Below are 23,906 nucleotides of genomic sequence, written 5' to 3'. Positions count from 1 at the left end.
GCGGCGGTCTTGTGCAGGCACAACCGGGGATGGTGTGCGACTAAAAGTTGTGGGCCCTCCGGGGCTCGAACCCGGGACCTGCGGATTAAAAGTCCGTAGCTCTACCAACTGAGCTAAAGGCCCGTGATGGAACATAGTAGCCGGAAGGTGCCTCGGATCTAAAACTGGGGCACGGCTTGGCCCGGTAGGAAGACGAGGCTGCTTGCCACACACGTTGCGCGCGGCGAAATGTGACTTTGGTTGCTTTTGCGACTTTCAGCGGCGAAAACGGGAACTGACTGTTACCAAACTGCGACTATGTGAGTACGGCGCTGCGCGATCGGGCAACGGTCGCGGAGCGCATCATCTCGCTGTGAGTGGAAGGAATGGTTCCGTGGGTCTAGACCTCGTGGATGTCTCACGCTGGCAGTTCGGTATCACTACCGTCTACCACTATATTTTTGTGCCGCTGACCTTGGGGCTCACCCCGATGGTGGCGATTTTCCAGACCCTGTGGCACCGCACCGGCAATGAGCGCTGGTACCAGGCCACTCGGTTCTTTGGAAACATCATGCTGATCAACTTCGCCATGGGCATCGTGACCGGCATTGTCCAGGAATTCCAGTTCGGCATGAACTGGTCGGAATACTCCAGCTTCGTCGGAGACGTCTTCGGGGCGCCGCTGGCGTTTGAGGGGCTCATGGCGTTCTTCTTCGAATCCGTATTCCTCGGGGTGTGGATTTTCGGCTGGGGTCGCATCCCGCGGTGGGCGCACTTGACGTCTATTTGGGTGGTCGCCGTGGCGGTGAATGTCTCCGCGTACTGGATCATCGTGGCCAACTCATTCATGCAGCACCCGGTCGGTGCGGTCTACAACCCGGAGACTGGGCGCGCCGAGCTGGTGGACTTCATCGCCCTGCTGACAAACCCGACAGCACTGCAGGCCTTCCCCCACGCGATGTTCGGTGGATGGGTGCTCGCCGGCACGTTGGTGTGCAGCATCGCTGGGTGGTGGATGGTGCGGGAGGCTCGCGCGGGTGATCCGACGGGGGTGGCAGCTTCGCTGTGGCGGAAAGCATCCCGTTTCGGAGCGTGGGTCATTATCGTCGGCAGCTTTGGTCTTGCCGTCACGGGCGACCTGCTTGCAAAGCTCTTGTTCACGCAGCAGCCAATGAAGATGGCTTCGGCAGAGGCGCTGTGCCGCACGGAGATGGATCCTCACTTTTCGGTGCTGTCGTTCTCTAGTTTGAACACCTGTAATGATGCCGTCCAGATCATTGGCCTACCCTACGTCTTGCCGTTCTTGGCCCAAGGCAAGTTCACCGGAGTGGAACTCCGCGGCGTCTTAGACCTGCAAGCTGAATACGAAGCCCTGTATGGGCCAGGCAACTACACGCCAAACTTGTTTGTCACCTACTGGTCCTTCCGCGTGATGATTGGCTTCATGGCGGTGTCTTTCCTCTTGGCGCTGGCCGCGTTGATTTTCACCCGCGGTGGCCGCACCCCGCGGGCAAAGTGGATCCAGCCGGTGGCGTTGCTGTGCATCCCTGCGCCGTTCCTGTCCAACATGGCGGGCTGGGTGTTCACGGAGATGGGCCGTCAGCCGTGGATCGTCCACCCCAACCCGGAATTCCAGGGACAGAATCCTGCTGGGGGGCAACAGAACATCATGATGATCGTTCAAGATGGCGTGTCTAACCATTCGACGTGGCAGGTGGTACTCAGCCTGACCGTCTTCACGCTGCTGTACGGCGCGGGCGCGGTGTTGTGGTTCATCCTGGTCAAACGCCAGGTTCTCGCGGGAATTGACCAGCCAGGGATGCGCGACGGTGATGCGGACCGCGTGGCTGAAATATCCTACGGCCCGCCCGAAGACGCGGACCTAGAACCGCTCGCGTTTAGCGACGCCGCCACTGGCGGGTCCACCGCCGTGGCGCTTAAGGAAGGTGAGTAGTGATGGACCTTCAGATCATGTGGTTTGTCATCATCGGGTTCTTCTTCACTGGGTACTTCATTCTGGAGGGATTCGATTTCGGTGTCGGTATGCTCCTCCCCTTCCTCGGCGGGGACACGCCTGAAGAAAACGATCGCCGCCGCAGCGCCGCGATCAAAACAATCGGCCCTGTCTGGGACGGCAATGAGGTCTGGCTGATCACCGGCGGCGCGGCAATTTTCGCGGCGTTCCCCGAGTGGTATTCGACTCTGTTTTCCGGCTTCTACCTCCCCCTTCTGCTGATCGTCGTAGCGCTCATTGTCCGCGGTGTGTCCATCGAATGGCGTGGCAAAGTCGACACGCTTCAATGGCGCCGGTGGTGCGATATCGGCACGGCGTTCGGCTCGTACCTTCCTGCGGTGCTGTGGGGCGTCGCGTTCACCAACATCATCGCTGGTGTTCCGCTTAACTCTGATGGACGCCTCAATTCGCTTTACGACGGATTCTTTGGACTGCTCAACCCCCTCGGCCTGATCGGGGGAATAGCGTTCATGCTGGCTTTTCTCCTTCACGGCGCTCTGTTCATCGGGTTCAAGGCGCATGAGCCGCTGCGCTCGATTGCCCACGGAATTGCGAAGAAGTGGCTGGTTGCCCCCGTGGTGGTGGGTGGCGCGATCTACCTGGTGTGGGTGCAGATCCTTCACGGCAAGCCCTGGACGTGGGTGGCGGTAGCGCTCGCGGTAGCTGCGCTCGTCGCGGCCATTGCGGCACTGTTCGCTGGCAAGGATCGCCTCGCGTTTTACTTCACGGCTGGGATGATCGCATTCATCGCCGTGTTGCTCTTTGGGTCGCTGTTTCCGGATGTCCTGCCGTCGACAAGCGATGCTTTTGAAGGCTGGACCATCCGCAATGCCTCTTCGAGCCCGTACACGCTGAAGATCATGACTGGCGCTGCAGTGGTAATGCTGCCGGTGGTGCTGATTTCGCAGGCGTGGACGTACTGGTCCTTCCGCAAACGCGTGACGGTGTAGCTAAGTGGCTGATTCGCCGCAGGCACCTTCGGCTACCGCGCGCCGGGGTCCGATCAATCCGCAGCTTCTGCGGTTGGTTCCCCCGGTGCGCGGTTTGATTGTGCGTACGGGTGTGTTTCAGGCGCTTTCAACCATGCTGGTGATCGCGCGCGGCGTGCTCATTGGTGTCACCGCCGCATCGGCGATTGAAGGTCACCCCGTGCGCGGGCTGCTGGGCTGGTTGCTTGGCGTTGTGCTTGCGCACGGCGTCGTGGAGTGGTGCGCGGCGCGCAGCGCACAGGCAAGCGTTGGCAACGTCGTGGATTCCATGCGATCCCAAGCCATGACCGCGCTGACGGGCCGCGACCCCCGCGTCGTGCAGGAACACGCCAGCCACTGGCGCCACGTTCTCACGCGCGGGATGGACGACTTTCGGCCGTACCTCACTGAGTTTCTCCCTGCGCTGATCGCGACGGTGATTTCCACTCCGGTGGCCCTCGCCGTGGTGCTCTATTTCGACTGGGTCTCAGCTGTTTTCGCGGTGGTGACGCTTCCGCTCATCCCAATTTTCATGGTGTTGATTGGTACCCTCACGCGGGACCGGACGGAGAAACGGCTCGCCACCACAGCGGCGCTGGGCGGTCAGTTGGCAGATCTTCTCGCCGGGGCGCCGACGCTGCGCGCGTTGCACGCCGCAGCACGGCCAGCCGCCCAGATCCGCGACGGTGGGTCGCGACATGCCCGCGCGACGATGGGCGTTCTGCGCCTGGCGTTTTTGTCGTCTTTCGCGTTGGAGTTTCTGGCCACGCTGTCGATCGCGTTGGTCGCGGTGAGTATTGGCCTGCGTCTGGTGTCCGGGGATGTGTCCCTGGTCGCAGGTCTGACTGTGTTGATCATCATCCCGGAGGTCTTCAACCCTGTGCGCCGAGTGGGAGGCAGTTTCCACGCCGCCGCCGACGGCATCACGGCTGCCGATGAGGTTCTCATGCTTATCGACGCGCCCCCAGAGCTCACCGGCAGCTACCTCCGCGGGGTGACGGACGGTGCGCACGCGGGCGTGGTTGTGTCGGGCCTCAGCGTGCACGGCCGCGACGGCGTACGGCCGAGCGATCTGTCTTTCACCGCGCGCCCCGGGGAGATCACCGTTTTGACCGGCGCGAACGGGTCGGGCAAGTCGACGACGCTTCTAGCGCTTGTGGGTGCGCTGCCGGATGCGGCAGTCAGGGGCGTCGTGGATGGCGTTGGGGTGGGCGTGGGCTCCGTCTACGTCCCGGCCCGCCCGGCGACGGTTCCGGGGACGGCGGGAAGCAACGTGGCGTTGTTCGGCGCGCCCCCACATGCGGTGCCCGGCGCGTGTGAGGCGGCGGAGTTGGACCTGCCGCTGGATCACCCGGTGGGTGTCGGCGGAGCGGGCGTGTCGGCGGGTCAGTTACAAAGGATTGGGCTCGCGCGGTTGTTTACGTCTAAGGCACGCATCGTGCTTGCCGACGAACCTACGGCCCACCTGTCCCCCGAGCTCGTGCCTCGTATAGTGGCGCAGCTGCGCCGATTGGCTGACGAGGGCCGCATCGTGATCGTGGCCTCGCACGACCATCGCGTTACTGCGATCGCAGACGAGGTGGTTGAGCTGTGAAGTCGCTTACAGCTTCTGTGCGGACGTTGGCCCGCCTTTTGCGGCTCGCTGGGGTGCGGCCGCGTGACCTGGTGAGTCCGATCATCGCGGGCTCGATAACTTTGCTCGCGGCGCTGAGTTTGACGGTGGTGTCGGGATGGCTGATTACGCGTGCGTGGGAGATGCCGCCGGTGCTGGACCTGTCTATCGCGGTGACGTCAGTGCGCGCGTTGGGCATTTCCCGGGCAGTGTTCCGCTACCTTGACCGTTTAGTCAGCCACCGCTTGGCGTTGGATGCGCTCACGACGCTGCGCGCGCGGATCTACGACGCCCAGGCGGCCGAGTTGTCTTATGGGGCTGTGCCACCTTATGGGTCCCCGAATGAGTCCCAGCATGCGTCACAGCACCTGACCCGCGCGGAGGCGCAGACCCGCCTGGTCGCGGATACGGAGAGGATCACGGATTTCATCGTGCGCTCCGTGGTGCCGGCTGGGGTGGCGGCGGTGCTCACGGTCGCGGCTACCGTTTTCGCCTTCATCCTCTCCCCCGCCGCCGGGGCGGTGATGCTAGCGGGCTTCGCCGTTACGGGAGGGCTCGTCCCGGCGCTCGCCGCGCGCGCCGCGCGGTCGTCGCGGCTCATCGAATCGGAAGCGGCGTTCCTCGCGGCCTTGGACAGTGTGCTCACCGACCGCGTGGAATACGCCGCCGCTGGTCGTGCCGACAACCAAATCGAGTACGCCACCGCCCAATCACGCGAGGCCTCACGCGCATGGGTTGATGCCACCCGCCCTGAGGCAACAGCCGCGGCGCTGCAGGCCTGGGCCACCGGGCTCACGGCACTCGGTGTCCTCTGGGTCGCGGTGAGCCACTACGCCACTGCCGGCGGGGACCCCACCTGGGTGGGGATGCTGGTCATGCTCCCGCTTGCTGCGTTTGAAGCACACGGTCCGCTGCCCGCCGCAGCTATCCACGCCGACGCGGCGAGCCGCTCGGCTAACAGGTTGGAGCGCCTCATCGACGCCGCAGGGGAATCGGAATTGGGGGGAGGGGAATCGTCGATAAGCAAATGCTCTGTGAAGGCTTTGGAAACCATCCACGGTGACACGGTGTGGGATTTTGAGCTTGAACCCGGCCAGCGAATGCTCGTGCGGGGGCCGAGTGGATGCGGCAAGACGACGATGCTCGCGACTGTCGCGGGGCTGCTGCCGCCAGCTGGAGGAACGGTGAGCGCGCCGAGGTCCGCGCGATTTTTCGCTGAGGACGCGTGGGTCTTCGCCACAACGATCCGCGAGAACCTCACCGTGGCTAACCCGCAGGCAAGCGACGAGCTCATGTGCGAAGCCCTCGCCGCGGTGGGCCTTGATTTCGAGCTGAGCTTCATGCTTCACGACGGCGCCGACTCCCTGTCGTCTGGCCAGCGACGGCGACTGCTCCTCGCGCGGGCCCTCGTGAGCGAGGCGGAGCTTTTGCTTCTCGACGAACCCTTCGCCCACCTCTCCCCCGATGATGCCGCAGCGTTTCAGGACATCCTCATGCGTTCGCCGCTGCCTGGCGCGCGGGCGCAGCGCAGCGTGATCGCCGTGACCCACACCGACGGACCTGTAGGCGTAGAGATCTTCCCCGCCCCCTAAGCACAAGTCCTCTTTTGGCATTCGCGCCGCCCACGGCCACAATGGTGGGCGATGACTACGACTGCTCCTGTAACCCCCGCGGCGGACGGGTCTGCGCCAACGCTGAACATTGGCGGACTGGCCTTATCCTCCCCGGTGATCCTGGCGCCCATGGCCGGGGTAACTAACATGCCGTTCCGCGTACTATGCCGCGAGATCGAGCAGGAGCTCACCGGCACCGCATCCGGGTTATACGTGTGCGAGATGATCACCGCCCGCGCGCTCGTGGCGGGCAACCCGAAAACGCTGCACATGACGTCCTTCGCGCCACAGGAAACCCCGCGTTCCATGCAGCTCTACACAGTGGATCCGGACTTTACCTACCGTGCCGTGCGCCAGATTGTCGAACAAGACATGGCCGACCACGTGGACATGAACTTCGGCTGCCCCGTCCCGAAAGTGACCCGCAAGGGCGGCGGGTGCGCCATCCCCTTCAAGCGGCGGTTGTACGGAAACATCGTCGCCGCCGCGGTGCGCGCCGCCGAAGGATCGGGCATTCCAGTGACCGTGAAATTCCGCGTGGGCATCGACGATGAGCACCACACGCACCTTGACGCGGGGCGAATCGCCGCCGAGGAGGGCGCGGCGGCCGTAACTTTGCACGCGCGCACCGGGGCGCAGCGCTACTCGGGCGCTGCCAGGTGGGACGAGATCACCCGCCTGGTGGACCACATGGCCGGCACCGGGGTTCCGGTGCTGGGCAATGGCGATATTTTCGCCCCCGATGACGCGGCGCGCATGATGGCGCAGACCGGCTGCGCTGGCGTCGAAGTTGGCCGTGGCTGCCTGGGGCGCCCGTGGCTGTTTGCGCAGTTGGGCGCGCAACTACGCGGTGAAGAGGTTCCGCCGGAACCCACCCTGGGCGAAGTTGCCCGGATTGTCTACCGTCACGCGGAGCTACTGGCCGACCACAACGGCGAAGACCGGGGCGTGCGTGAGCTGCGCAAGCACGTCGGCTGGTATTTCCGCGGCTTCCCCGTCGGCGGTGAATTCCGCTCCGCTCTCACCCGCGTCTCTACCCTGGAGGAGCTGCGCACCCAGCTGTCCCCCATCGCGGATGCCACAGACAAGGCCTCCGAAGCGGACTCCGCGCGCGGCCGCCAGGGCTCCGCCGGCAAGATCGTGCTGCCCGACGGCTGGCTCGATGACCCCGAGGACGCCACCGTGCCCGAGGGCGCAGAAGTAGAGAACAACGGCGGGTAAACGCGAAGGTTAACGCGACGTGCACCGCGCATGAACTTAAGTTCCCAGTTCTGTACTTTAAACAAGTTGGGCGTACTATACGCGTATGCGCACCGCGTACCGTGAACATCTCGAAGCCTACGCCTCTGACCTGCGGGTCATGAGCGAGACCGTGCGCGCAATCATGTCCAACGCCACCACCGCATTGCTGGAGACATCCCTAGACAACGCGGAAGAGGCTTTATCACTGGCGGATTCTTTGAAAGAAATCCGCGAGCGCTGCGAACACCGCTCGATGGAACTGCTGGCGCTCCAGAACCCCGTTGCCAGCGAACTGCGCCAGGTGATCACGTCGATCCACATCGTCGAAGATTTCAACCGCATGGGCGCTTTGGCAAAGCACATCGCCAACACAGCACGCCTGCGCCACCCACGTGAAGTGGTGCCAGCAGATCTGCGCGACACCGTCGCCGATGTAGCCAAGCTTGTCGACGAAATGGCAGAACTCATCGACGACCAGTTGATCAGCCCCGACGCCGACCTTGCACTGGAAGTCAACCGCGTTGACGATCAGGTCGATGCGCTACACCGGTTCATCCTGTCCACGGTCACAGCCAACGACTGGGAGGAATCCAACCGTGCCGCCGTGGACCTCGCCCTCGTGGGCCGCTTCTACGAACGCTACGCCGACCACTGCGTCAACGTGGCTTCGCGCATCGTCTTCTTAGTCACCGGGCAAAGCCCAGAAGACTACGCGGACCAGAAAACCATCCAGATCTGATGCCCGGGATCTAGCCGGCCCGATCTGATGCCCGGGATCTGACTCTCGGGGATCTGGGGTTAAGTGACAAAATGTGTGTCTGATTTCCGGTATATCTGCTGATCAGGCTGCATAAATCGGGCTCGAATAGGGTTTTTCGCCTTATTCTGGCTCGTTTTTCGTTCAATCCACCGGAATGGCACCTTCATGTGCTAGCGGGGTGTTGGTGTGCTTTCCCGGTGACACCAAACAGACCACGATGCCCCTCATGTCATGGGGAAACAAAGAAAAACGGTCCCACTCCCAAAGGCTCCACTAGGTGGCGGTGCAAAGACTGCGGAGCCACCTTCATACGCCACCGCACCGACCAAACCCAAGCTCGGGACTTCACAGCGTTTCACGCCTACGTCACTGGCACAGCGTCACTTAACGACGTAGCTGGTACCTTGAACGTCTCCCGCCGCACGCTCGACCGCCGGTTCGCCCCGTTTTGGCTCATCGATGTTCCCAACACCCCAGACCCACACCGGGTCTACGACCAGATTTTCATCGACGGCACCTACACCGACGCTGGCTGCCTGCTGGTTGCCGCAAGCCGCGACCACGTCATCGCCTGGCACTGGGCTAAAAGCGAATCAGCCCACGCCTACACTCAACTACTAAGCGGCATCGCCGCACCGTTATGCGTCGTCCTCGACGGCGGCCAAGGCGCCTTATCCGCCATCAAAGCCTGCTGGCCCAACACGCTGATCCAGCGCTGTCTCGTCCATGCCCAACGCGTTGTCCGCCGCTACACCACAACACGCCCCCGCACCGATGCCGGCAAGGCCATCTATGCACTAGCGCTGAAACTGACCACGATCACCACCGTGGACCAAGCCCGGGAATGGACGCTGCGTCTACACGACTTCGCAGTGGTCTACAAGGCCTTCCTCAACGAGAAAACACTCCTACCCAAAGAGCGCCGCACCCTCAACCACCAATGGGAATGGACCCATATCCGTGTGCGTAGGGCTTACAACTCGCTTGTGCACCTTTCACGCAACAACTGGCTGTTCACCTACCTCCAACCCCCGACAGACGCACTCGAACCCGACCGGTGGGCAGCAACCACCAACAGTCTTGAAGGCGGGATCAACGCCCAACTCAAACGCATCGCTGACGCCCACCGCGGCAGATCAGGAGAGCGGCAACGCAAAATGCTCGAATGGTACCTGCACTCGAAAACGCAACTGCCTGACGCCCCATTACAGATCGCCAGGCAGTGCAGGTTCGGACAAGATCAACTCGCCAAAGTTCCCGATCTCGTCACTAAAGACCGAAACGAATCCGACCATCAAACAGGCCGACCAGCCTTCTACGACAACGCTATCCCAACCGACTACGAACACTCAGTAGGAATCAGAAAAGGACCCCTCAAATAACAAAAAGCGTGCCCCACCGGCGACACGCCGACCAGACACACTTTTTGTCTATTAACCCGGGATCTGCACAAAAAAGGAGGCGGATAATCCGCCTCCTTTTTAAGTTTCGAGGAGCAGGAGCGCTCCCCGCGGTGGTTTAACCGAAGCGACCAGCGATGTAGTCCTCGGTCTCCTTGCGCTCAGGGTTCTCGAAGATCGTGGTCGTGTCGTTGAACTCGATGAGCTGGCCCGGCTTACCGGTTGCCTCGAGGGAGAAGAACGCGGTCTTGTCGGACACACGCGCTGCCTGCTGCATGTTGTGCGTTACGATGACGATGGTGTACTCGTCCTTCAGCTCGTGGATCAGGTCCTCCACAGCCAGGGTCGAGATCGGGTCAAGAGCGGAGCACGGCTCGTCCATGAGCAGAACTTCCGGCTGCACTGCAATCGCGCGAGCGATGCAGAGACGCTGCTGCTGACCACCGGAGAGGCCGCCACCCGGCTTGTCCAGACGGTCCTTGACCTCGTCCCAGAGGTTTGCGCCGCGCAGGGAGCGCTCAGCGATTTCCTTCAGCTTGGACTTGTTCTTCTCGCCAGCAAGCTTCAGGCCGGCGACAACGTTGTCCTCGATGGACATGGTCGGGAACGGGTTAGCCTTCTGGAACACCATGCCGATGGTGTTGCGCACGGACACCGGGTCGACGTCCTTGGCGTAGATGTCGTGGCCGTCCAGCAGGACCTGGCCGGTGACGGATGCGTTAGGGATGACCTCGTGCATGCGGTTCAGCGTGCGGAGCACGGTGGACTTACCGCAACCGGACGGGCCGATGAACGCGGTCACGGCCTGTGCGGGGATCTTCATGTTGACGGTGTTCACGGCGTGGAAGTCACCGTAGTAAATGTTGAGGTCATTGAGCTCAAGCTTGGCCATTGATTTTCTCCTCTAGTGAAAAGTGTGTGTGGTTTTCTACGGTGTCGGTTACTTCTTAACCGAGAACTTGGATGCGATGAACCGGGCGAGAAGGTTGATAACAACCACCAGGATCACCAGGGTCAGGGCCGCGCCCCACAGACGGTCGGAGACTGCCTGGATGGACGGGTTCGCGTTCCACATGTCCAGCATGAACAGCGGCAGCGAGGACTGCGGCTCGCCGAAGATACCGAACCAGTTCACAGAACGGGACGTACCAACAAGGATCAGCACCGGTGCGGACTCACCCATGACGCGGGCGACGGCCAGCATGATACCGGTGATGATGCCGGACAGCGCGGTCGGAAGAACGATGCGCACGATGGTCTTCCACTTCGGAACACCCAGTGCGTAGGAGGCCTCGCGCAGGTCCATCGGAACCACGCGGAGCATTTCTTCGGTGTTACGAACAACAACCGGGACCATAAGCAAGATCAGGGAGAGCGACACAGCGAAGCCGGAACGCTGCTGACCCAGGATGGTGATCCACACCGCGTAGATGAACAGTGCGGCAACGATGGACGGAACACCAGAGAGGATGTCCACCATGAAGGTGGTGAGCTTGCCCAGGCGGTTGCCGTTGGCGTACTCCACCAGGTAGATAGCGGTGAACACACCGATCGGAATGGAGAACAGGGACGCGATAAGGGTCTGGACGAGGGTACCGGCGATAGCGTGCAGTGCACCACCACCCTGGGTGCGGTTACCCACGGAGCTCATGTCCTCGGTCCACCAGGACGCGGAGAACACAGCCTCGTAGCCGTTGGCGAACACTGTCCAGAGCAGCCAGCCGAGCGGGATCATCGCCAGGATCATGGCGATCCACATCAGGGCGTTCATGATCGTGTTCGTGGCCTTACGGCCACCGGAGATGTCGGTGAACGGGTTGTCAGTGCGACGCGGCGTCTGCTCCAGCGTGTCGGTCGTTGCCGTGCTGGTCGCAGCGGAATCCGTCGCAGCGATCGACTCCTTGCGCGAGCCGTCGGAAGGGATTGCAGTACTCATTGTTTTCCTTCTCCCTTACTTACTTGTTAACGATCGCGCGGGCGATCGAGTTGACGATGAACGTGAGCAAGAACAGGACCAGACCAGCTGCAATGTAGGCACCAGCCGAAATCTCGTTGTTGAACTCACCCGACGCGTTAGCAATCGCGGTAGCGAAGGTCGTACCACCGTCGAAAAGCGAACCGCGGAACGCGGGCGACGGGGAGACAACCATGTAGAGCGCCATGGTCTCACCGAGGGCGCGACCAAGACCAAGCATGGAACCAGCGATGAAGCCGGAGAAACCGAACGGGAGAACAGCCATGCGGATGACCTCCCAGCGGGTGGCACCAAGCGCCAGGGCGGACTCGATGTGTCCCGGAGGGGTCTGCACGAAGATCTCACGTGCAGTAGCGGCGATGACCGGGAGGATCATGATCGCCAGAACGATACCACCGGTGAGCATGTTACGGCCGGTGTCGAACGACGGGGAGCCCTCATTGTTGAAGAGGATGAATCCGCCGAAGAGGTTGTTGAGCCACTCGTAGAAGGGCTTCAGGGCTGGGCCGAGAATCTGTGCACCCCACACACCGTAAACGATCGACGGAACTGCAGCGAGCATGTCGACCAGGGTCGACAGCGGGCGAACCAGCTGCTTAGGTGCGTAGTTAGAGAGGAAGAGTGCAATCGCGAGGGCCACCGGCATAGCGATGATCAAAGCGATCAGGGAGATCGTCACGGTGGACAGGAAGAGGTTCGGGATACCGAACTTCATCGGTCCTTCGCCCGGGGTGTCCCACTCACCGGTGTAGGTGAAGAAGTTTTCGGCGTTGCGGGACAACGGAATAATCGCCTGGTAGATCAGGAAGATACCGATGGCGGCGATGATCACGGTGATCAGCGCTGCGGAGATGGTGGAGAGTGCTTCGAAGACGCGGTCGCCGGGGCGCTTCACGCCATTCTGAGAACCGGATGCGCCAGCTTCTGGCGTTCCGCTGGTGGCCGGGTCCTGCCCCTTGGAAATGGGGGTTCCGGTGGAGCCAGTCACGACAGGTTCAGTCCTCGTGGCGGGGCCGGCACCACGGTCGTCGTGTTCTGTTGCTGGCAATTCGTTATCAGCCATGTTCACGAATCCTTATTAAAAGTCGAAAAGAGGTAAAACCTAGTTCGGTTCCTACGGTTTGTGACGTAGGTAAGCCCCCCGCTGATGATCGTGTCGTCGGGGGGCGCGCTGGCGTGTTAACCAGCACCTTTAAAGCGGTTTACGCAAGAGCGTCGACAGCAGCCTTCAGGCGCTCGAGGTGCTTGCCCTCGACCGGGATGTAGCCGACGTCCTCGAGGGTCTGGTTCTGGGATTCCAGAGCGACCTTCAGGAAGTCCTTGACCTGCTTACCGGTTGCCTCGTCGTAGCCTGCGGAGCAGACGATCTCGTAGGTCGTGAGGATGAGCGGGTATGCGCCCTCGCCGTTCTGCTTGAACAGTGCCTCAGAGTCAACGACGAGGTCGTGCTCGTTGTGACCTTCCTTGAACTCAAGGTTGTCCAGAGCCTTGACAACGGAGTCCTTGTTCAGCTCAACCGGGCCTGCACCGAAGTCAATGTTGGCGATCTGGAGGCCGGAAGCCTGTGCAGCACCAACCTCAACGTAGGTGATAGCGCCGTCGATCTTCTCAACTTCCTTGACCACACCGGTGGACTTGTTAGCACCAGCACCGACAGCCTTCGGGAAGGACTTACCGGTGGAGTCCCAGCGACCGTTGGAGGCAGCCTTCAGGAACTTCTGGAAGTTGTCAGAGGTACCGGACTCCTCAGCGCGGTAGATGACCTTGATGTCCTTGTCCGGCAGGGAAGCGTCCGGGTTAGCGTCAGCGATCTTGGAGTCGTTCCACTTCTTGATGTCGCCCTTGAAGATGTCAACCAGGTTGTCGATGGTCAGGTTGATGTCCTGGCCCTCAAGGTTGTAGGCGATAGCGACCGGGCCGATCACCATCGGCAGGTGCCATGCTTCGTTGCCGTTGCAGCGCTGCTTAGCCGGCTCAACCTCTTCGTCCTTCAGCGGGGAGTCAGAACCAGCGAAAGCGACCTGGCCTGCGGTGAAGTTCTTCACGCCCTGGCCAGAGCCGGTGCCGTTGTACGCAAGCGTTGCGCCTTCAACAGCCTCTTGGTAACGAAGACCGAAGACCTCGTTCATTGCGTCTGCCTGGGAGGTTGCACCCTCAGCGACGAGCTGACCGGACTGACCGGAAAGGCCCTCGATCTGAGACGGGTCCTTTTCATCGCCGCCGCCGCCGTTACCATTGTCGCCGCCGCAGGCAACAAGAGCGGAGGAAGTCAGGGCCACTGCGCCGAAGATGGCAGCGGTGCGCTTGATGTTCTTGATCACGGGATACCTTTCAAGTGGATAACAAACTTGCAGAGTGCAAGCACTCACATGTCCGAAAGCTACGTTCTAAGCGTTAACCCCAGCTAGCCTTTGAGGTGAACACTGCGTTAACTTTGATAACTTTTGTGACTTTTGCCTGCAATACGGTGCCCGTGAATCCAACCAAAGTGCAACCGGCGCCCGTTGTGATCACCGCGCGTACACAACGTGATGCTCCACCACGGTGAAGCCGAGCTGCCGGTACCTCGCTACAGCTGGCTTATTGTCCTCTTCAACGTAGAGGACAACGCGGGATACATCGCCGCGCTTACGCAGGGATACAAGCCCGGCGCGCATCAAAGGATCACCGAGGCCACGCCCACGATAGGCGGAAGAAAGCCCGACGACGTAGACCTCGCCCTTCGCCCCGTGCTCGTCACCAGCAGCGCCAGCTTCACTATCAGCGACGTGCATCTTCGTCCAGTGGAAACCCACGAGGGTGGCAGGCTCGCCGTCACCGGATTCGTGGCCAGCGAAATCCCACAGGAGGATCACTCCATGCGGGTCAAACCACTGCGTGTTCATCCCGGCGCGAAGACGTTCAATATCCCATCCGCCTTGTTCGGGGTGCCAGCTAAAGGCGTCGTTGTTCACGGCAAGCCACGCGCGATCCACGGCGTTCGCGCCATACTTATCGACGGCCTCACCATACGTTTCCAGCCCCAACCCCTGCTCCGCCAGTTCGGCCTGGGTCTTCGCCCACGCGTCATCGTCCGTAATGGCGTCTAAGGCTTCACCTTCAATCTCCATCACGAGCAGCGTCCTGCGCGGCGTGAGATCAAGCCGGTTAGCTACGCTCTGCGCGGCCGGGAGGTTGCCGTGCGCCCAGAACCCTAGGCTCGCATCCCCGTTATTTCCACCGTCATTGTCACGGGCTTCATGGTGCTTAAGCACTGCCTTCGCCAGGGTCGTTCCTATCCCCCGGCCACGCGCGGTGGGTTCTACGGCCAACTCAGCGGAACCATCTGGGGAAAGGCCGGCGATGCCTACTAGGGTGTCGTCGATAAGCGCAAGAAAATGCTCATGCGACCAGCGGGCTTCGCGCATGCCTGCGAGAAAGGCCTCGGAGAATGCGGCGACGCGATCTTGCTTCTCGATGCGCGCGAGCAGCTCATCGGCCTCGCTGCGTACGCGGCTGTCGGAAGCGAGAGCGCCTGCTGTAATGTGCGTGATGCCCATGGAAACGACAATAGCGCCGCCGCACACTACGGCAACGGGTGGTAGGCCATACTTGATCTGTGAGTACCGCACTGATTGATCGCGAGCGCGCAGCTCGCCGCTGGTGGCGCCGGCCCCCGCGCGCCGCGTGGATCACCGCGTCAACGATCATCGTTGTCCTTGCGTGCCTGTTCCTCGCCGATTCCTTTACTGCGGCGCGCGTTGAGCGAACGCTATCGCGCAACGCACAAACCACCGCGAAGCTTGCCGCTGAGCCGGAAACTTTCGTCGATGGCTTTCCGTTCACGCAGGTCCTGCTGACAGGTCAAGTGCCGCGGTTAAGCATTCAGGCGCTTGACGTTGACGTGCCGGGCGTGGGCATCGCGAACGCCCGGACCGACATTCACCACATCTTCATCGACCCTGCCGACGCCCTCGCCGGGCGCTTCGAGGGCGCCCAAGCGGACATCGTTGAGCACACAATCAGCCTCGACGGCGTGGCGTTCGGCCAGCTGATTCGCGTCGACGGCGTCCACATGACGGACTTGGATATCTCCAACCCCTACGACATTTCTCCCAACGGCGGGCCAGCCAGCGAAGCGCAACTGACCGGCACGATCCCTGGGATGGATACGCGCAGCACAGCGATTGTCTCTCTTCGGCTCGACGGACCACTGTTCCGGATGACCCCAATCCAGCTGATCGATGTTGATGACAAGCACCGCGAGGCAGTGACGCGCGCGTTCACCTTGGAACTGGATACGCGGATGCTGTCCTTCGGCGCACACGCCGACGCGGCCGACATGGTGCAGCTCGTCGGCGGCTCGATCCAATTTCTCGCACAACGACGGCAGGTCACGCTGACCTCGGAGGACCTGAGCCCAATCGCTCACCGGCCGGACTAAACGCGGGGGAAGCCCCCGGCCACCGAAAACCGCCGGCATCCCGCGGCGCTACCCTAGATTGGCATGAGCGAAACTACGCACGATTCCATCCCACAACCAACTGGCGGCGAGCACCTCGACGGCAACGAAGCCGTCAACATTGCCGCCGAGCGCGCGAAGACCACCGGTAGCCGCAACATCCCTACGTTTGGCTTTGACGTGCCGCTTGCCGACGACACGGCGAACCTCCGCCAAGGCCCCAGCCTGCACGACGGTCTACTAGCACTTCTCCCTCTAGTAGGCGTGTGGCACGGCACTGGTCAAGCGAACCCGGCCATGGAAGACAACGCCGAGGAATTCACCTTTGGTCAGCAGTTGATCATCTCCCACGATGGTGAGAACTACCTCCGCTTTGAGTCCCGCACGTGGCGCCTCGACGGTGAAGGCAACCCGGCCGGCCCACTGGAACGCGAAGTCGGCTTCTGGCGCATCTCGCTCGACGACGACATTGAGGTGATCCTGACCAACTCCCGCGGACTGGTGGAAATCCTCTACGGCGAGCCCGTCAACGAGCGCGCGTGGTCCCTAGCGTCCGCGTCCACCGTGGCCACCGCCACCGGCCCCGCCTCCCACGGCCCCGGCAAGCGCCTATACGGCTTGCTGCCCAACCAGAACCTCGGCTGGGTCGACGAACGCATGGTGGGCACCGGCGAGGACCGCGAGCTAGTCCCGTACATGTCCGCCGAACTAACCCGCGTCGCCGGCTAGCCAGCGGTTAAGCTATTCTCCCGCCGTGCTGCCTAGCCAGCGCGGCGGCTGTTCTCGATAAGCACACGCACGGCGTCCTCTTCTTTGGCTTTGGGCGTGGGTAACTTCTTCCCATCGATGGAGGTGACGCGCACCCCGCCGCGCACGGAGGACACGAGCCACACCTGCTCGGCGTTGTGCAGATCATCAACGGTGAGGTCTTTTTCTTTACAGCGCCATCCGTCGTCGACTGCGCGCGCGAAGATCGCTGCCACGGTGGTGCCGGGCAGGACATCGCCGCCGGTAACAGGCGTGCGCAGTTTCTTGTTGGCCTTCACCACGAGCACCGACGCGATGGTGCTTTCCAGCACGCGGCCTGACTCGGGCTCGATGTAAATCACATCGTCCGCGCCCTGGGATGCGGCCCAGCGCTGCGCTGCCATTGCACCGGCGTAATTCAGTGACTTCGCACCGACGGCCATCCATGGTGCCGCCGCCGCGTCGTCGATACGCGCTATTGTGTAGCCCTTCGGCGCGGTGAGGACGCGCACGCCGTTTTCGCGCTGCGCCACGACCTCCGGCGCAACCGGGCGCACCGTCACCCACGCCGTGGGCACGCCGGTGGACTCCCGCCCACGGGTGTATGTCCACACGCACTTGCCTTCGAGTTGTGAAAGCGCATCAGCGTCCGCGGGGTTCTGCGGATCCAGGCCCGATTCGCGGACGAAATCCGCCACGGCCTCACGTGTTGCACGCACCCACGTGTCCGCATCTGGTTCCGGCAAGTCCAGCAGCGCGGCGGAACGCGCGAAGCGCTCCAAGTGCTTGCCCACGTTCACTGGTTCACCGGCGGAAACCAAGATGGTCTCAAACACCCCGTCGCCACGCGTGACTGCGGCATCGTCCCAGAAAACGTGCGGCAAATTCAGATTGTGCCTACGCATGGAACCGCCAAATGGCTCCACGAGGTAGATAACCGGCTGCGGAATGCGTGCAGGATAAAGGCCCATACTCTCCCATTATGCCCACGCACACACGCGCGTATGATTCGGCGCATGTACCGCTCCCCTCTTATGAACTTGCCCGGCGCCGCCGAACTGGTTGCGGCCGATGATTCGCCGCTGGACGCCGCGGGGGTGGCCTGGCACTACGGTGATCCCTTCGCTGAGCAGCGCGCGCTGATGTTTGGGCCCGTGCTGATTGATCGTTCGCATCGCCGCGTGATCAAGGTCGCCGGTCCGGACGCCGCGGAATTTTTGAACAACCTGCTGAGCCAGAAACTCGACGACGCCAGCGACGGTTTTTCCGCCGCCGCGCTGGACCTCGATGGCCAAGGACGCATTCTCCACCACGCGCACGTCACGCGCGCCGCCGACGCCTTCTACCTCAACGTTCCCTCCTACAGCGGCGACTCCCTCCGCGAGTACCTGTCGAGGATGATCTTCTGGTCCAACGTCACCGTTGAGGACACGGACTACGCCGTGGTCACGGAGCTCAGCCCCGCTCCGACGCCCACATCGCTTATCGACGACCCCTCTACCAGCGAAACAACCCCCCTTCCCACGAGCCCGGTGGAATGGGCGGGCCCGGGCCCCTACCGCTACGACACCCTGGTCCCGCGTTCCGCCTTACGCGACGCGGTACGTTCCTTCCGCGCCGCCGGGGGAAAACTCGCTGGTCTCATGGCTTTTACCGCGGCGCGAGTACATGCCGGCGAACCCGAATTGCGGGCTGACCTGGATGACAAATCGATCCCCCACGAGGCGCACCGCCTCATCGGCCGCGGGGACACCCTTGGCGCAGTCCACCTGGACAAAGGGTGCTACCGCGGGCAGGAAACCGTGGCGCGGGTGGACAACATCGGCCGTTCGCCGCGCCTCATGGTAAAGCTCCACTTGGACGGTTCTGCCCCACTCGATCCGGAAATGGGCGCCGACATCACGCTCGGCGGCCGCCGCGTCGGGCGTCTAGGCACCATGGTGCACGACTGCGACTACGGGCCCATTGCTCTTGCCTTGATCAAGCGCTCAGCCCTCGCCACCGTGATAGACACGACGCGCGCCGCTACGCAGCCGCCCGGCGCTCACCACTCACCAGCCGGACCAACGTTTGAGGTCGCTGCGGGTGAGGAAGGCGAGATCGCTGTCGCGGCAACCGTTGACCCGGACTCTCTACCCGCCGATGAAGGAAACCATGCCGGACGTGCAGCAATAGACCGACTGAAGGGTAGATCCCCACAATTTGACTAGCACGGTATGATGGCTAGCAGGACAAATACGAACTTATATTTCAAGGGCCGCGCATTACGCCGCCGCCCTTGCGACACCTCAAGGGGGTCACGCCCATGGGCCGCGGACGCGCCAAAGCAAAGCAAACCAAGGTTGCACGCCAGCTGAAGTACAACTCTCCAGACATGGACCTCGATTCGCTGCAGCGCGAACTGGCAGGCCAATCGCCTTCCTCTTCTCAGCGCTCCGATTTCGATGACCTCGATGGGGACGACTACTCGGACTACGCTGACTGGGCCGCGGGCCGCTAAGCCCCTATTTAGTCCCCGCTGCAGCGTCGAGCCGCTCGGGTTTCTCGCCGCAGTGACTTTGCGGCGAGGGGTCGATCCTGACGATTCTGACACCTCCCCCGGCGATTCAGCCCAAAACCCCAGTTCGCGATTCGATCTAGGGTGCCGAAGTGTCAGCATCGTCAGGACGCCGGGGTTTCCCGCCGTCGAGGGCTTCTCGTCGCCTGGATATGGCGGCGAGGGGTCGATCCTGACGATTCTGACACCTCCTCCGGCGATTCAGCGCAAAACCCCAGGTCGCGATTTGACCTGGGGTGTCAAAGTGTCACCATCGTCAGGACGCCGGGGCGGGCCGGGCCGAGTGGGCCGGCCAGGGCGGACCGGGTGGGCTCTTAGAACCCTGGGTGGGCGCCTAGCAGCGTTGCCCGAGCACCTTCGTCGTCGGGGGTTGCGGCGCGCACGACGCCGAGTTCCCAGCAGTCAACGTGGCGGGCGGTCAGCATTGCAAGTGCCCTGTCGCGGTCCTCGGGTGCGACGACGGCGACCATGCCGACGCCCTTGTTGAAGGTCTTCTCCATCTCAACATCCGGGACCTTACCCACGGCGCGAATGGTGCGGAAGATCTGCGGAGGATTCCAGGTGGTGCGGTACATTTCCGCGACCTTGCCTTCAGGGATAATGCGCTCCATGTTGCCCACTAGGCCGCCGCCGGTGACGTGGCAGAACGTGCGGACCTCACACTCGGCGGCGAGGGCTAGGCAGTCCAGGGCGTAGATGCGGGTTGGTTCAAGCAACTCCTCGCCGAGGGTGCGGCCGAGTTCTTCGACGTGGCCTTCCAGTGTGAGTCCAGCACGCTCCAGCAGGACGTAGCGGGCCAACGAGTAACCGTTGGAGTGCAAGCCTGACGATGCCATGCCGATGATGACGTCGCCTTCGCGGACGCGATCGGGGCCCAACAGTTCATCGGCTTCGACCACACCGACGGCGGTGGCAGAAACGTCGTACTCATTCGGGTCCATCACGCCTGGGTGCTCAGCGGTTTCACCGCCGAGCAACGCGCAACCGGCTTGGACGCAGCCTTCCGCAATTCCTTCGACGATCTGCGCGACTTTCTCCGGAACGACCTTGCCCACGGCGATGTAATCCTGCAGAAACAGTGGTTCCGCACCGCAGACTACGAGGTCATCCACGCACATCGCCACGAGGTCAATGCCGATGGTGTTGTGGACGTCCATCGCTTGGGCCACGGCCAATTTGGTGCCCACGCCATCGGAGCCAGCAGCAAGGAGGGGCTGACGGTACTTGCCCAACGCGAATAGGCCAGCGAAACCGCCCAACCCGCCGCGTACTTCGGGGCGGGTCGCGCGTTTGGCGTGGGTCTTAATCAATTCCACTGCCTGGTCGCCGGCCTCGATGGAGACTCCGGCGGCCTCGTATGACACTGATTCATCGGCGTGATCGGTGGTCACGGTCGTGCTCCTTTAGTTAGTTGAAATCGGCTGATCGTGGGGGCAGCATTACTCAGCCGCGTGGGTGCGCTCTTTGATACGGCGAACAGCATCCGCGTTGGCATTGTCCTGCGGCAGCCCCAGCGGGTAATGCCCATCAAAGCAGGCTGCGCACAAAGAGGACGCGGGACGCTCAGTCGACGCAATCATGTCATCAATGGTCACGAAAGCGAGCGAATCCGCCCCGATCATAGTGCAAATGTCGTGGGCCACGTCCTCATCGCCAGAGGCAGTCGAGCCGGCGCCGCCATGGTTGGCGATCAACTCACCGGGGGAAGCGAAGTCGATGCCGTAGAAGCACGGCCACTTTACCGGCGGCGAGGCAATGCGCACGTGTACCTCAGCTGCCCCGGCCTCACGCAGCATGCGGATCAGTTTGCGCTGCGTGTTGCCGCGCACGATGGAATCGTCGACGACGATCAGCTTTTTGCCCTCGATGACTTCACGCACGGGGTTGAGCTTCAGGCGCAGGCCAAGTTGGCGCAGTGTATCCGAGGGTTGGATGAACGTGCGTCCAACGTAGGCGTTCTTCATCAGTCCCTGGACGAATGGGATCCCAGATTCCTCCGCGTACCCGATTGCCGCCGGGGTGCCTGATTCTGGGACTGGCATCACCAAGTCGCCGTCGATAGGCGCGACGTGCGAAAGCCTGCGCCCGATTTCTAAGCGGGCGGCGTTGACAGTGCGCCCTTCGATGACTGAATCCGGTCGGGCGATGTAGACGTACTCGAACACGCACGTTTTGGGCGACGGGGACGCGAAACGTTCGGAGCTGACTCCCGATTCATCGATGGTGATCAGCTCACCGGGCTCAATATCACGCACGAACGACGCGCCCGTGATGTCCAGCGCTGAGGTCTCGCTGGCCACGACCCAGCCGTTCTCCAAACGACCAAGCGACAGTGGGCGCACCCCATGTGGGTCACGCGCTGCGTAGAGCGATTGGCCGTCCGTGAAGACGAAGCAGAACGCCCCGCGCAGGCGCGGGAGCAGTTCACGTGCGGAATCGAGTACCGTCCGGCCGTCCGTCACCCCACCTGCCAGAAGCGCTGACACAACCGACGTATCCGACGACGATCCCTGGCCGGACACACCCTGTTTGGGAATCAAACGCCGCTCAATCGCTTCGCGCTGCAGATCCGAGTAATTGATCAGATTGCCGTTGTGGCCGATCGCAATGTCCGTTCCATCCGGGGCGGTCCGAAACATCGGCTGAACGTTTTCCCAGTTCCCAGCCCCGGCCGTCGAGTAGCGGGTGTGCCCCACCGACACGTTGCCTTGCAGTGCGTCCAGCGTGCCCTCATCGAACACTTGGGATACGAGTCCGCTGTCTTTAAACACAAGGATTCTGCCGTCTTCCCCAACGGCCATTCCTGCGCCTTCTTGGCCGCGGTGCTGCAACGCAAAGAGCCCAAAGTAGGTCAGCTTAGAAACATCCTCACCAGGGGCCCACAATCCAAAAACGCCGCATTCTTCGCGCGGTTCTTGTTCCAGATCGGCACTCAGGTGGGCAGGTGATTTAGCAGGGTCGTTCGAGGTCTGCACGTGATCCACTTTATCGGACTCCCGACACTTTCAAGCAACTTGTGCGTCGGTAGCAACGCCAGCCACGGGCTAGAGCGTGACTACCGGCAAACCGGCCGCAATTTCTGCGCACCGACTTCCGGACGCATCCACCACCCCGCGCGCCACAGCCTCATCAAACTCCAGCTGACCGGTGGCGAGCTGCAGCCACGTCAAAGGGTCCGTTTCCACAACGTTCGGCGGAGTGCCACGCGTGTGCCGGGGCCCTTCTACACATTGGACAGCGACGAACGGCGGGACACGCAGCTCCACCGTCTGGCCGGGAAGCTCTTCGGCGAGCGCGCGCACCGTTCGTCGACAAGCATCTGCGAGCTCGCTTCGCGATGGCTTATCGACGGACCCGGGTTGCGCAACCCACGCTTTCACCGCGGCAACCGCTTCCCGCGTTTTCACTGGATCATTCTTCTGCACCACCTTGCCCACCATAGTTCCATTAAGGTGGGGCACTGTGAGTGAACAAGCTGCCTCCAACCCGACCGACGCGAACCGCGACCCCGCCTACACCGAACAAGTCCCGGAGGAAAAGTCCTCCCACCTGACGTTGCGCTTCATGGCATCCCCGACGGACATCGTTATGGCGGGTGCTGAAGGTGTGTCCGGCGGACGCATTTTGGAATGGATCGACAAGGCTGCTTACGCCTGCGCCGTGCAATGGGCCGGAGCCTACTGCGTCACGGCATACGTAGGCCACATCCACTTCACCCGCCCGATCCCCTCCGGTCACCTGGTGGAAGTCCGCTCGCGGATTGCAATGACCGGGTCCTCGTCGATGCACATCGTCAACGAGGTCCTGTCTGCGGACCCACGCGAGGGAGTGTTCACCCGCGCGTGTGACTGCCTTGTGATCTACGTGGCTAAAGACCCCGACACCGGTAAGCCGATGAAGGTTCAACCCTTCGTTCCTGAAACGGAGGAAGAACGCCGCATCGAATTAGCTGCGCGCGACCGCATCCAGTTGCGCAAAGAGATCCAAGAGGAAATGTCCGCCCAAACGTATGAGGGCGAATCAAACGAGCCCCGGATCATCCACCGCTTCATGGCCAAACCAACCGACATCAACTTCGGCGGAAAGGTCCACGGCGGTACCGCGATGGAATGGATCGACTCCACCGGCGCATCGTGCACTATGGAATGGTCCGGGGAGCGCACCCAAGCCGTGTACGCGGGCGGCATCCGCTTCTACCAGCCGATCAACATCGGCGACCTGATCGAGGTGGACGCACGGATCATCCGCACTGGCAAGCGCGGCATGCACGTTCACACTCACGTCCGCTGCGGCGACCCCCGCGGCGGCAGCGAAAACTTGAAGACGGCAATCCACGCGACCTTCACCTACGTGGCCATTGATATTGACGGGCAGCCGTTGCCGGCGCGCCAGTTCACCCCCACGACCGACACCGACATCGCCCTGTGGGAACACGCCGAGCGCCTCATGGAGCTACGCTCCGAGTTCACCCCGCGCCCGTTGATTTCGCTCCCGGAGCCCCGCCAAACCATCGACTAGACCCCAAAGCCAGCACGCACAGCCGACACGGAAAGCCGGCACGGAACTTTGACCGTGCCGGCTGAGGTTAGTTCTGCACT

Annotated in this window: 21 protein-coding genes and 1 tRNA gene; 12 read left to right on the top strand and 10 right to left on the bottom strand. The window is 62.2% G+C overall.

What is annotated here, in order from left to right; genetic code table 11:
- Positions 1-50 precede the first annotated feature (50 nt).
- Positions 51-123, bottom strand: a tRNA-Lys gene (locus tag CAQUA_RS02235).
- Positions 124-373: 250 nt separating this feature from the next.
- On the opposite strand from CAQUA_RS02235, the gene CAQUA_RS02230 reads away from it, so the two are divergent.
- The 7 genes from CAQUA_RS02230 to CAQUA_RS02200 all read left to right on the top strand — a co-directional run bounded on the left by CAQUA_RS02230 (position 374) and on the right by CAQUA_RS02200 (position 9,570).
- Positions 374-1,933, top strand: coding sequence for a cytochrome ubiquinol oxidase subunit I (locus CAQUA_RS02230; RefSeq protein ID WP_196824694.1), 1,560 nt, complete (start codon positions 374-376; stop codon positions 1,931-1,933).
- 2 nt (positions 1,934-1,935) lie between these two features.
- Positions 1,936-2,943, top strand: a complete 1,008-nt coding sequence (gene cydB, locus CAQUA_RS02225; RefSeq protein ID WP_196824695.1) for a cytochrome d ubiquinol oxidase subunit II — start codon at positions 1,936-1,938, stop codon at positions 2,941-2,943.
- 4 nt (positions 2,944-2,947) lie between these two features.
- Complete coding sequence (locus CAQUA_RS02220; protein WP_331273447.1) at positions 2,948-4,555, top strand: ABC transporter ATP-binding protein/permease; 1,608 nt, start codon at positions 2,948-2,950, stop codon at positions 4,553-4,555.
- A 17-nt stretch (positions 4,556-4,572) separates the two neighbouring features.
- Entirely contained in the window at positions 4,573-6,165 is a 1,593-nt protein-coding gene (gene cydC, locus CAQUA_RS02215) for a thiol reductant ABC exporter subunit CydC (RefSeq protein ID WP_196825647.1), read from the top strand.
- Positions 6,166-6,216: 51 nt separating this feature from the next.
- Complete coding sequence (dusB, locus tag CAQUA_RS02210; protein ID WP_196824696.1) at positions 6,217-7,407, top strand: tRNA dihydrouridine synthase DusB; 1,191 nt, start codon at positions 6,217-6,219, stop codon at positions 7,405-7,407.
- Positions 7,408-7,492: 85 nt separating this feature from the next.
- The gene (gene phoU, locus CAQUA_RS02205) at positions 7,493-8,167 is read left to right on the top strand and encodes a phosphate signaling complex protein PhoU (protein ID WP_196824697.1); all 675 of its coding nucleotides are present in this window, start codon (positions 7,493-7,495) and stop codon (positions 8,165-8,167) included.
- A 218-nt stretch (positions 8,168-8,385) separates the two neighbouring features.
- Entirely contained in the window at positions 8,386-9,570 is a 1,185-nt protein-coding gene (locus tag CAQUA_RS02200; protein ID WP_196824321.1) for an IS1249 family transposase, read from the top strand.
- A 136-nt stretch (positions 9,571-9,706) separates the two neighbouring features.
- On the opposite strand, the gene pstB is transcribed toward CAQUA_RS02200, so the two are convergent.
- From pstB to mshD, 5 genes are all read right to left on the bottom strand, one after another.
- A complete protein-coding gene (gene pstB / locus CAQUA_RS02195; protein WP_196824698.1) occupies positions 9,707-10,480 on the bottom strand; it encodes a phosphate ABC transporter ATP-binding protein PstB in 774 nt (257 codons plus the stop codon).
- A gap of 48 nt (positions 10,481-10,528) precedes the next feature.
- Positions 10,529-11,524: a phosphate ABC transporter permease PstA gene (gene pstA / locus CAQUA_RS02190; RefSeq protein ID WP_196824699.1), complete on the bottom strand. Its 996-nt coding sequence runs from the start codon at positions 11,522-11,524 to the stop codon at positions 10,529-10,531.
- A gap of 19 nt (positions 11,525-11,543) precedes the next feature.
- A complete protein-coding gene (gene pstC / locus CAQUA_RS02185) occupies positions 11,544-12,626 on the bottom strand; it encodes a phosphate ABC transporter permease subunit PstC (RefSeq protein WP_196824700.1) in 1,083 nt (360 codons plus the stop codon).
- A 139-nt stretch (positions 12,627-12,765) separates the two neighbouring features.
- The gene (gene pstS / locus CAQUA_RS02180; RefSeq protein ID WP_196824701.1) at positions 12,766-13,884 is read right to left on the bottom strand and encodes a phosphate ABC transporter substrate-binding protein PstS; all 1,119 of its coding nucleotides are present in this window, start codon (positions 13,882-13,884) and stop codon (positions 12,766-12,768) included.
- Positions 13,885-14,073: 189 nt separating this feature from the next.
- Positions 14,074-15,102 carry a mycothiol synthase gene (gene mshD, locus CAQUA_RS02175; RefSeq protein ID WP_196824702.1) on the bottom strand — a complete coding sequence of 343 codons (1,029 nt, stop codon included), beginning with the start codon at positions 15,100-15,102 and terminating at the stop codon, positions 14,074-14,076.
- Positions 15,103-15,161: 59 nt separating this feature from the next.
- Here mshD and CAQUA_RS02170 point away from each other — a divergent pair, with 59 nt between their 5' ends.
- A complete protein-coding gene (locus CAQUA_RS02170) occupies positions 15,162-15,986 on the top strand; it encodes an LmeA family phospholipid-binding protein (protein WP_290178589.1) in 825 nt (274 codons plus the stop codon).
- 63 nt (positions 15,987-16,049) lie between these two features.
- Positions 16,050-16,733, top strand: coding sequence for a heme-binding beta-barrel domain-containing protein (locus CAQUA_RS02165; RefSeq protein ID WP_196824703.1), 684 nt, complete (start codon positions 16,050-16,052; stop codon positions 16,731-16,733).
- A 32-nt stretch (positions 16,734-16,765) separates the two neighbouring features.
- Here the strand turns inward: CAQUA_RS02165 and CAQUA_RS02160 are convergent, their stop codons facing one another.
- Positions 16,766-17,722, bottom strand: coding sequence for an aminodeoxychorismate lyase (locus CAQUA_RS02160; protein WP_196824704.1), 957 nt, complete (start codon positions 17,720-17,722; stop codon positions 16,766-16,768).
- A 45-nt stretch (positions 17,723-17,767) separates the two neighbouring features.
- On the opposite strand from CAQUA_RS02160, the gene ygfZ reads away from it, so the two are divergent.
- Together ygfZ and CAQUA_RS02150 are read left to right on the top strand one after the other, a co-directional pair.
- Positions 17,768-18,961 (top strand): CAF17-like 4Fe-4S cluster assembly/insertion protein YgfZ, encoded by a 1,194-nt coding sequence (gene ygfZ, locus CAQUA_RS02155; RefSeq protein WP_196824705.1) that lies wholly within the window; start codon positions 17,768-17,770, stop codon positions 18,959-18,961.
- Positions 18,962-19,056: 95 nt separating this feature from the next.
- Positions 19,057-19,251, top strand: a complete 195-nt coding sequence (locus CAQUA_RS02150; RefSeq protein ID WP_196824706.1) for a DUF3073 domain-containing protein — start codon at positions 19,057-19,059, stop codon at positions 19,249-19,251.
- 371 nt (positions 19,252-19,622) lie between these two features.
- Here the strand turns inward: CAQUA_RS02150 and purM are convergent, their stop codons facing one another.
- From purM to CAQUA_RS02135, 3 genes are all read right to left on the bottom strand, one after another.
- Positions 19,623-20,699, bottom strand: a complete 1,077-nt coding sequence (purM, locus tag CAQUA_RS02145) for a phosphoribosylformylglycinamidine cyclo-ligase (protein ID WP_196824707.1) — start codon at positions 20,697-20,699, stop codon at positions 19,623-19,625.
- Positions 20,700-20,747: 48 nt separating this feature from the next.
- Complete coding sequence (gene purF, locus CAQUA_RS02140; RefSeq protein ID WP_290178586.1) at positions 20,748-22,283, bottom strand: amidophosphoribosyltransferase; 1,536 nt, start codon at positions 22,281-22,283, stop codon at positions 20,748-20,750.
- A 69-nt stretch (positions 22,284-22,352) separates the two neighbouring features.
- Positions 22,353-22,748 carry a sterol carrier family protein gene (locus tag CAQUA_RS02135; RefSeq protein ID WP_196824709.1) on the bottom strand — a complete coding sequence of 132 codons (396 nt, stop codon included), beginning with the start codon at positions 22,746-22,748 and terminating at the stop codon, positions 22,353-22,355.
- Between the two features lie 124 nt (positions 22,749-22,872).
- Here CAQUA_RS02135 and CAQUA_RS02130 point away from each other — a divergent pair, with 124 nt between their 5' ends.
- Positions 22,873-23,826 carry an acyl-CoA thioesterase gene (locus CAQUA_RS02130; RefSeq protein ID WP_196825649.1) on the top strand — a complete coding sequence of 318 codons (954 nt, stop codon included), beginning with the start codon at positions 22,873-22,875 and terminating at the stop codon, positions 23,824-23,826.
- Positions 23,827-23,906: the final 80 nt, after the last annotated feature.

Origin of the sequence: Corynebacterium aquatimens, from assembly GCF_030408395.1 — a bacterium.
Taxonomy (GTDB): Bacteria; Actinomycetota; Actinomycetes; order Mycobacteriales; family Mycobacteriaceae; genus Corynebacterium; species Corynebacterium aquatimens.
This window is presented reverse-complemented; position numbering and strand designations above follow the sequence as displayed.

Bases quoted from the DNA above. Each gene is read 5' to 3' on its own strand.
- phoU (WP_196824697.1), top strand. From the start codon at position 7,493: ATGCGCACCGCGTACCGTGAACATCTCGAAGCCTACGCCTCTGACCTG.
- CAQUA_RS02135 (WP_196824709.1), bottom strand. From the start codon at position 22,748: ATGGTGGGCAAGGTGGTGCAGAAGAATGATCCAGTGAAAACGCGGGAA.
- pstC (WP_196824700.1), bottom strand. From the start codon at position 12,626: ATGGCTGATAACGAATTGCCAGCAACAGAACACGACGACCGTGGTGCC.
- CAQUA_RS02150 (WP_196824706.1), top strand. From the start codon at position 19,057: ATGGGCCGCGGACGCGCCAAAGCAAAGCAAACCAAGGTTGCACGCCAG.
- CAQUA_RS02160 (WP_196824704.1), bottom strand. From the start codon at position 17,722: ATGGGCCTTTATCCTGCACGCATTCCGCAGCCGGTTATCTACCTCGTG.
- pstB (WP_196824698.1), bottom strand. From the start codon at position 10,480: ATGGCCAAGCTTGAGCTCAATGACCTCAACATTTACTACGGTGACTTC.
- pstA (WP_196824699.1), bottom strand. From the start codon at position 11,524: ATGAGTACTGCAATCCCTTCCGACGGCTCGCGCAAGGAGTCGATCGCT.
- dusB (WP_196824696.1), top strand. From the start codon at position 6,217: ATGACTACGACTGCTCCTGTAACCCCCGCGGCGGACGGGTCTGCGCCA.
- ygfZ (WP_196824705.1), top strand. From the start codon at position 17,768: ATGTACCGCTCCCCTCTTATGAACTTGCCCGGCGCCGCCGAACTGGTT.
- mshD (WP_196824702.1), bottom strand. From the start codon at position 15,102: ATGGGCATCACGCACATTACAGCAGGCGCTCTCGCTTCCGACAGCCGC.
- cydB (WP_196824695.1), top strand. From the start codon at position 1,936: ATGGACCTTCAGATCATGTGGTTTGTCATCATCGGGTTCTTCTTCACT.
- CAQUA_RS02130 (WP_196825649.1), top strand. From the start codon at position 22,873: ATGGCATCCCCGACGGACATCGTTATGGCGGGTGCTGAAGGTGTGTCC.
- CAQUA_RS02165 (WP_196824703.1), top strand. From the start codon at position 16,050: ATGAGCGAAACTACGCACGATTCCATCCCACAACCAACTGGCGGCGAG.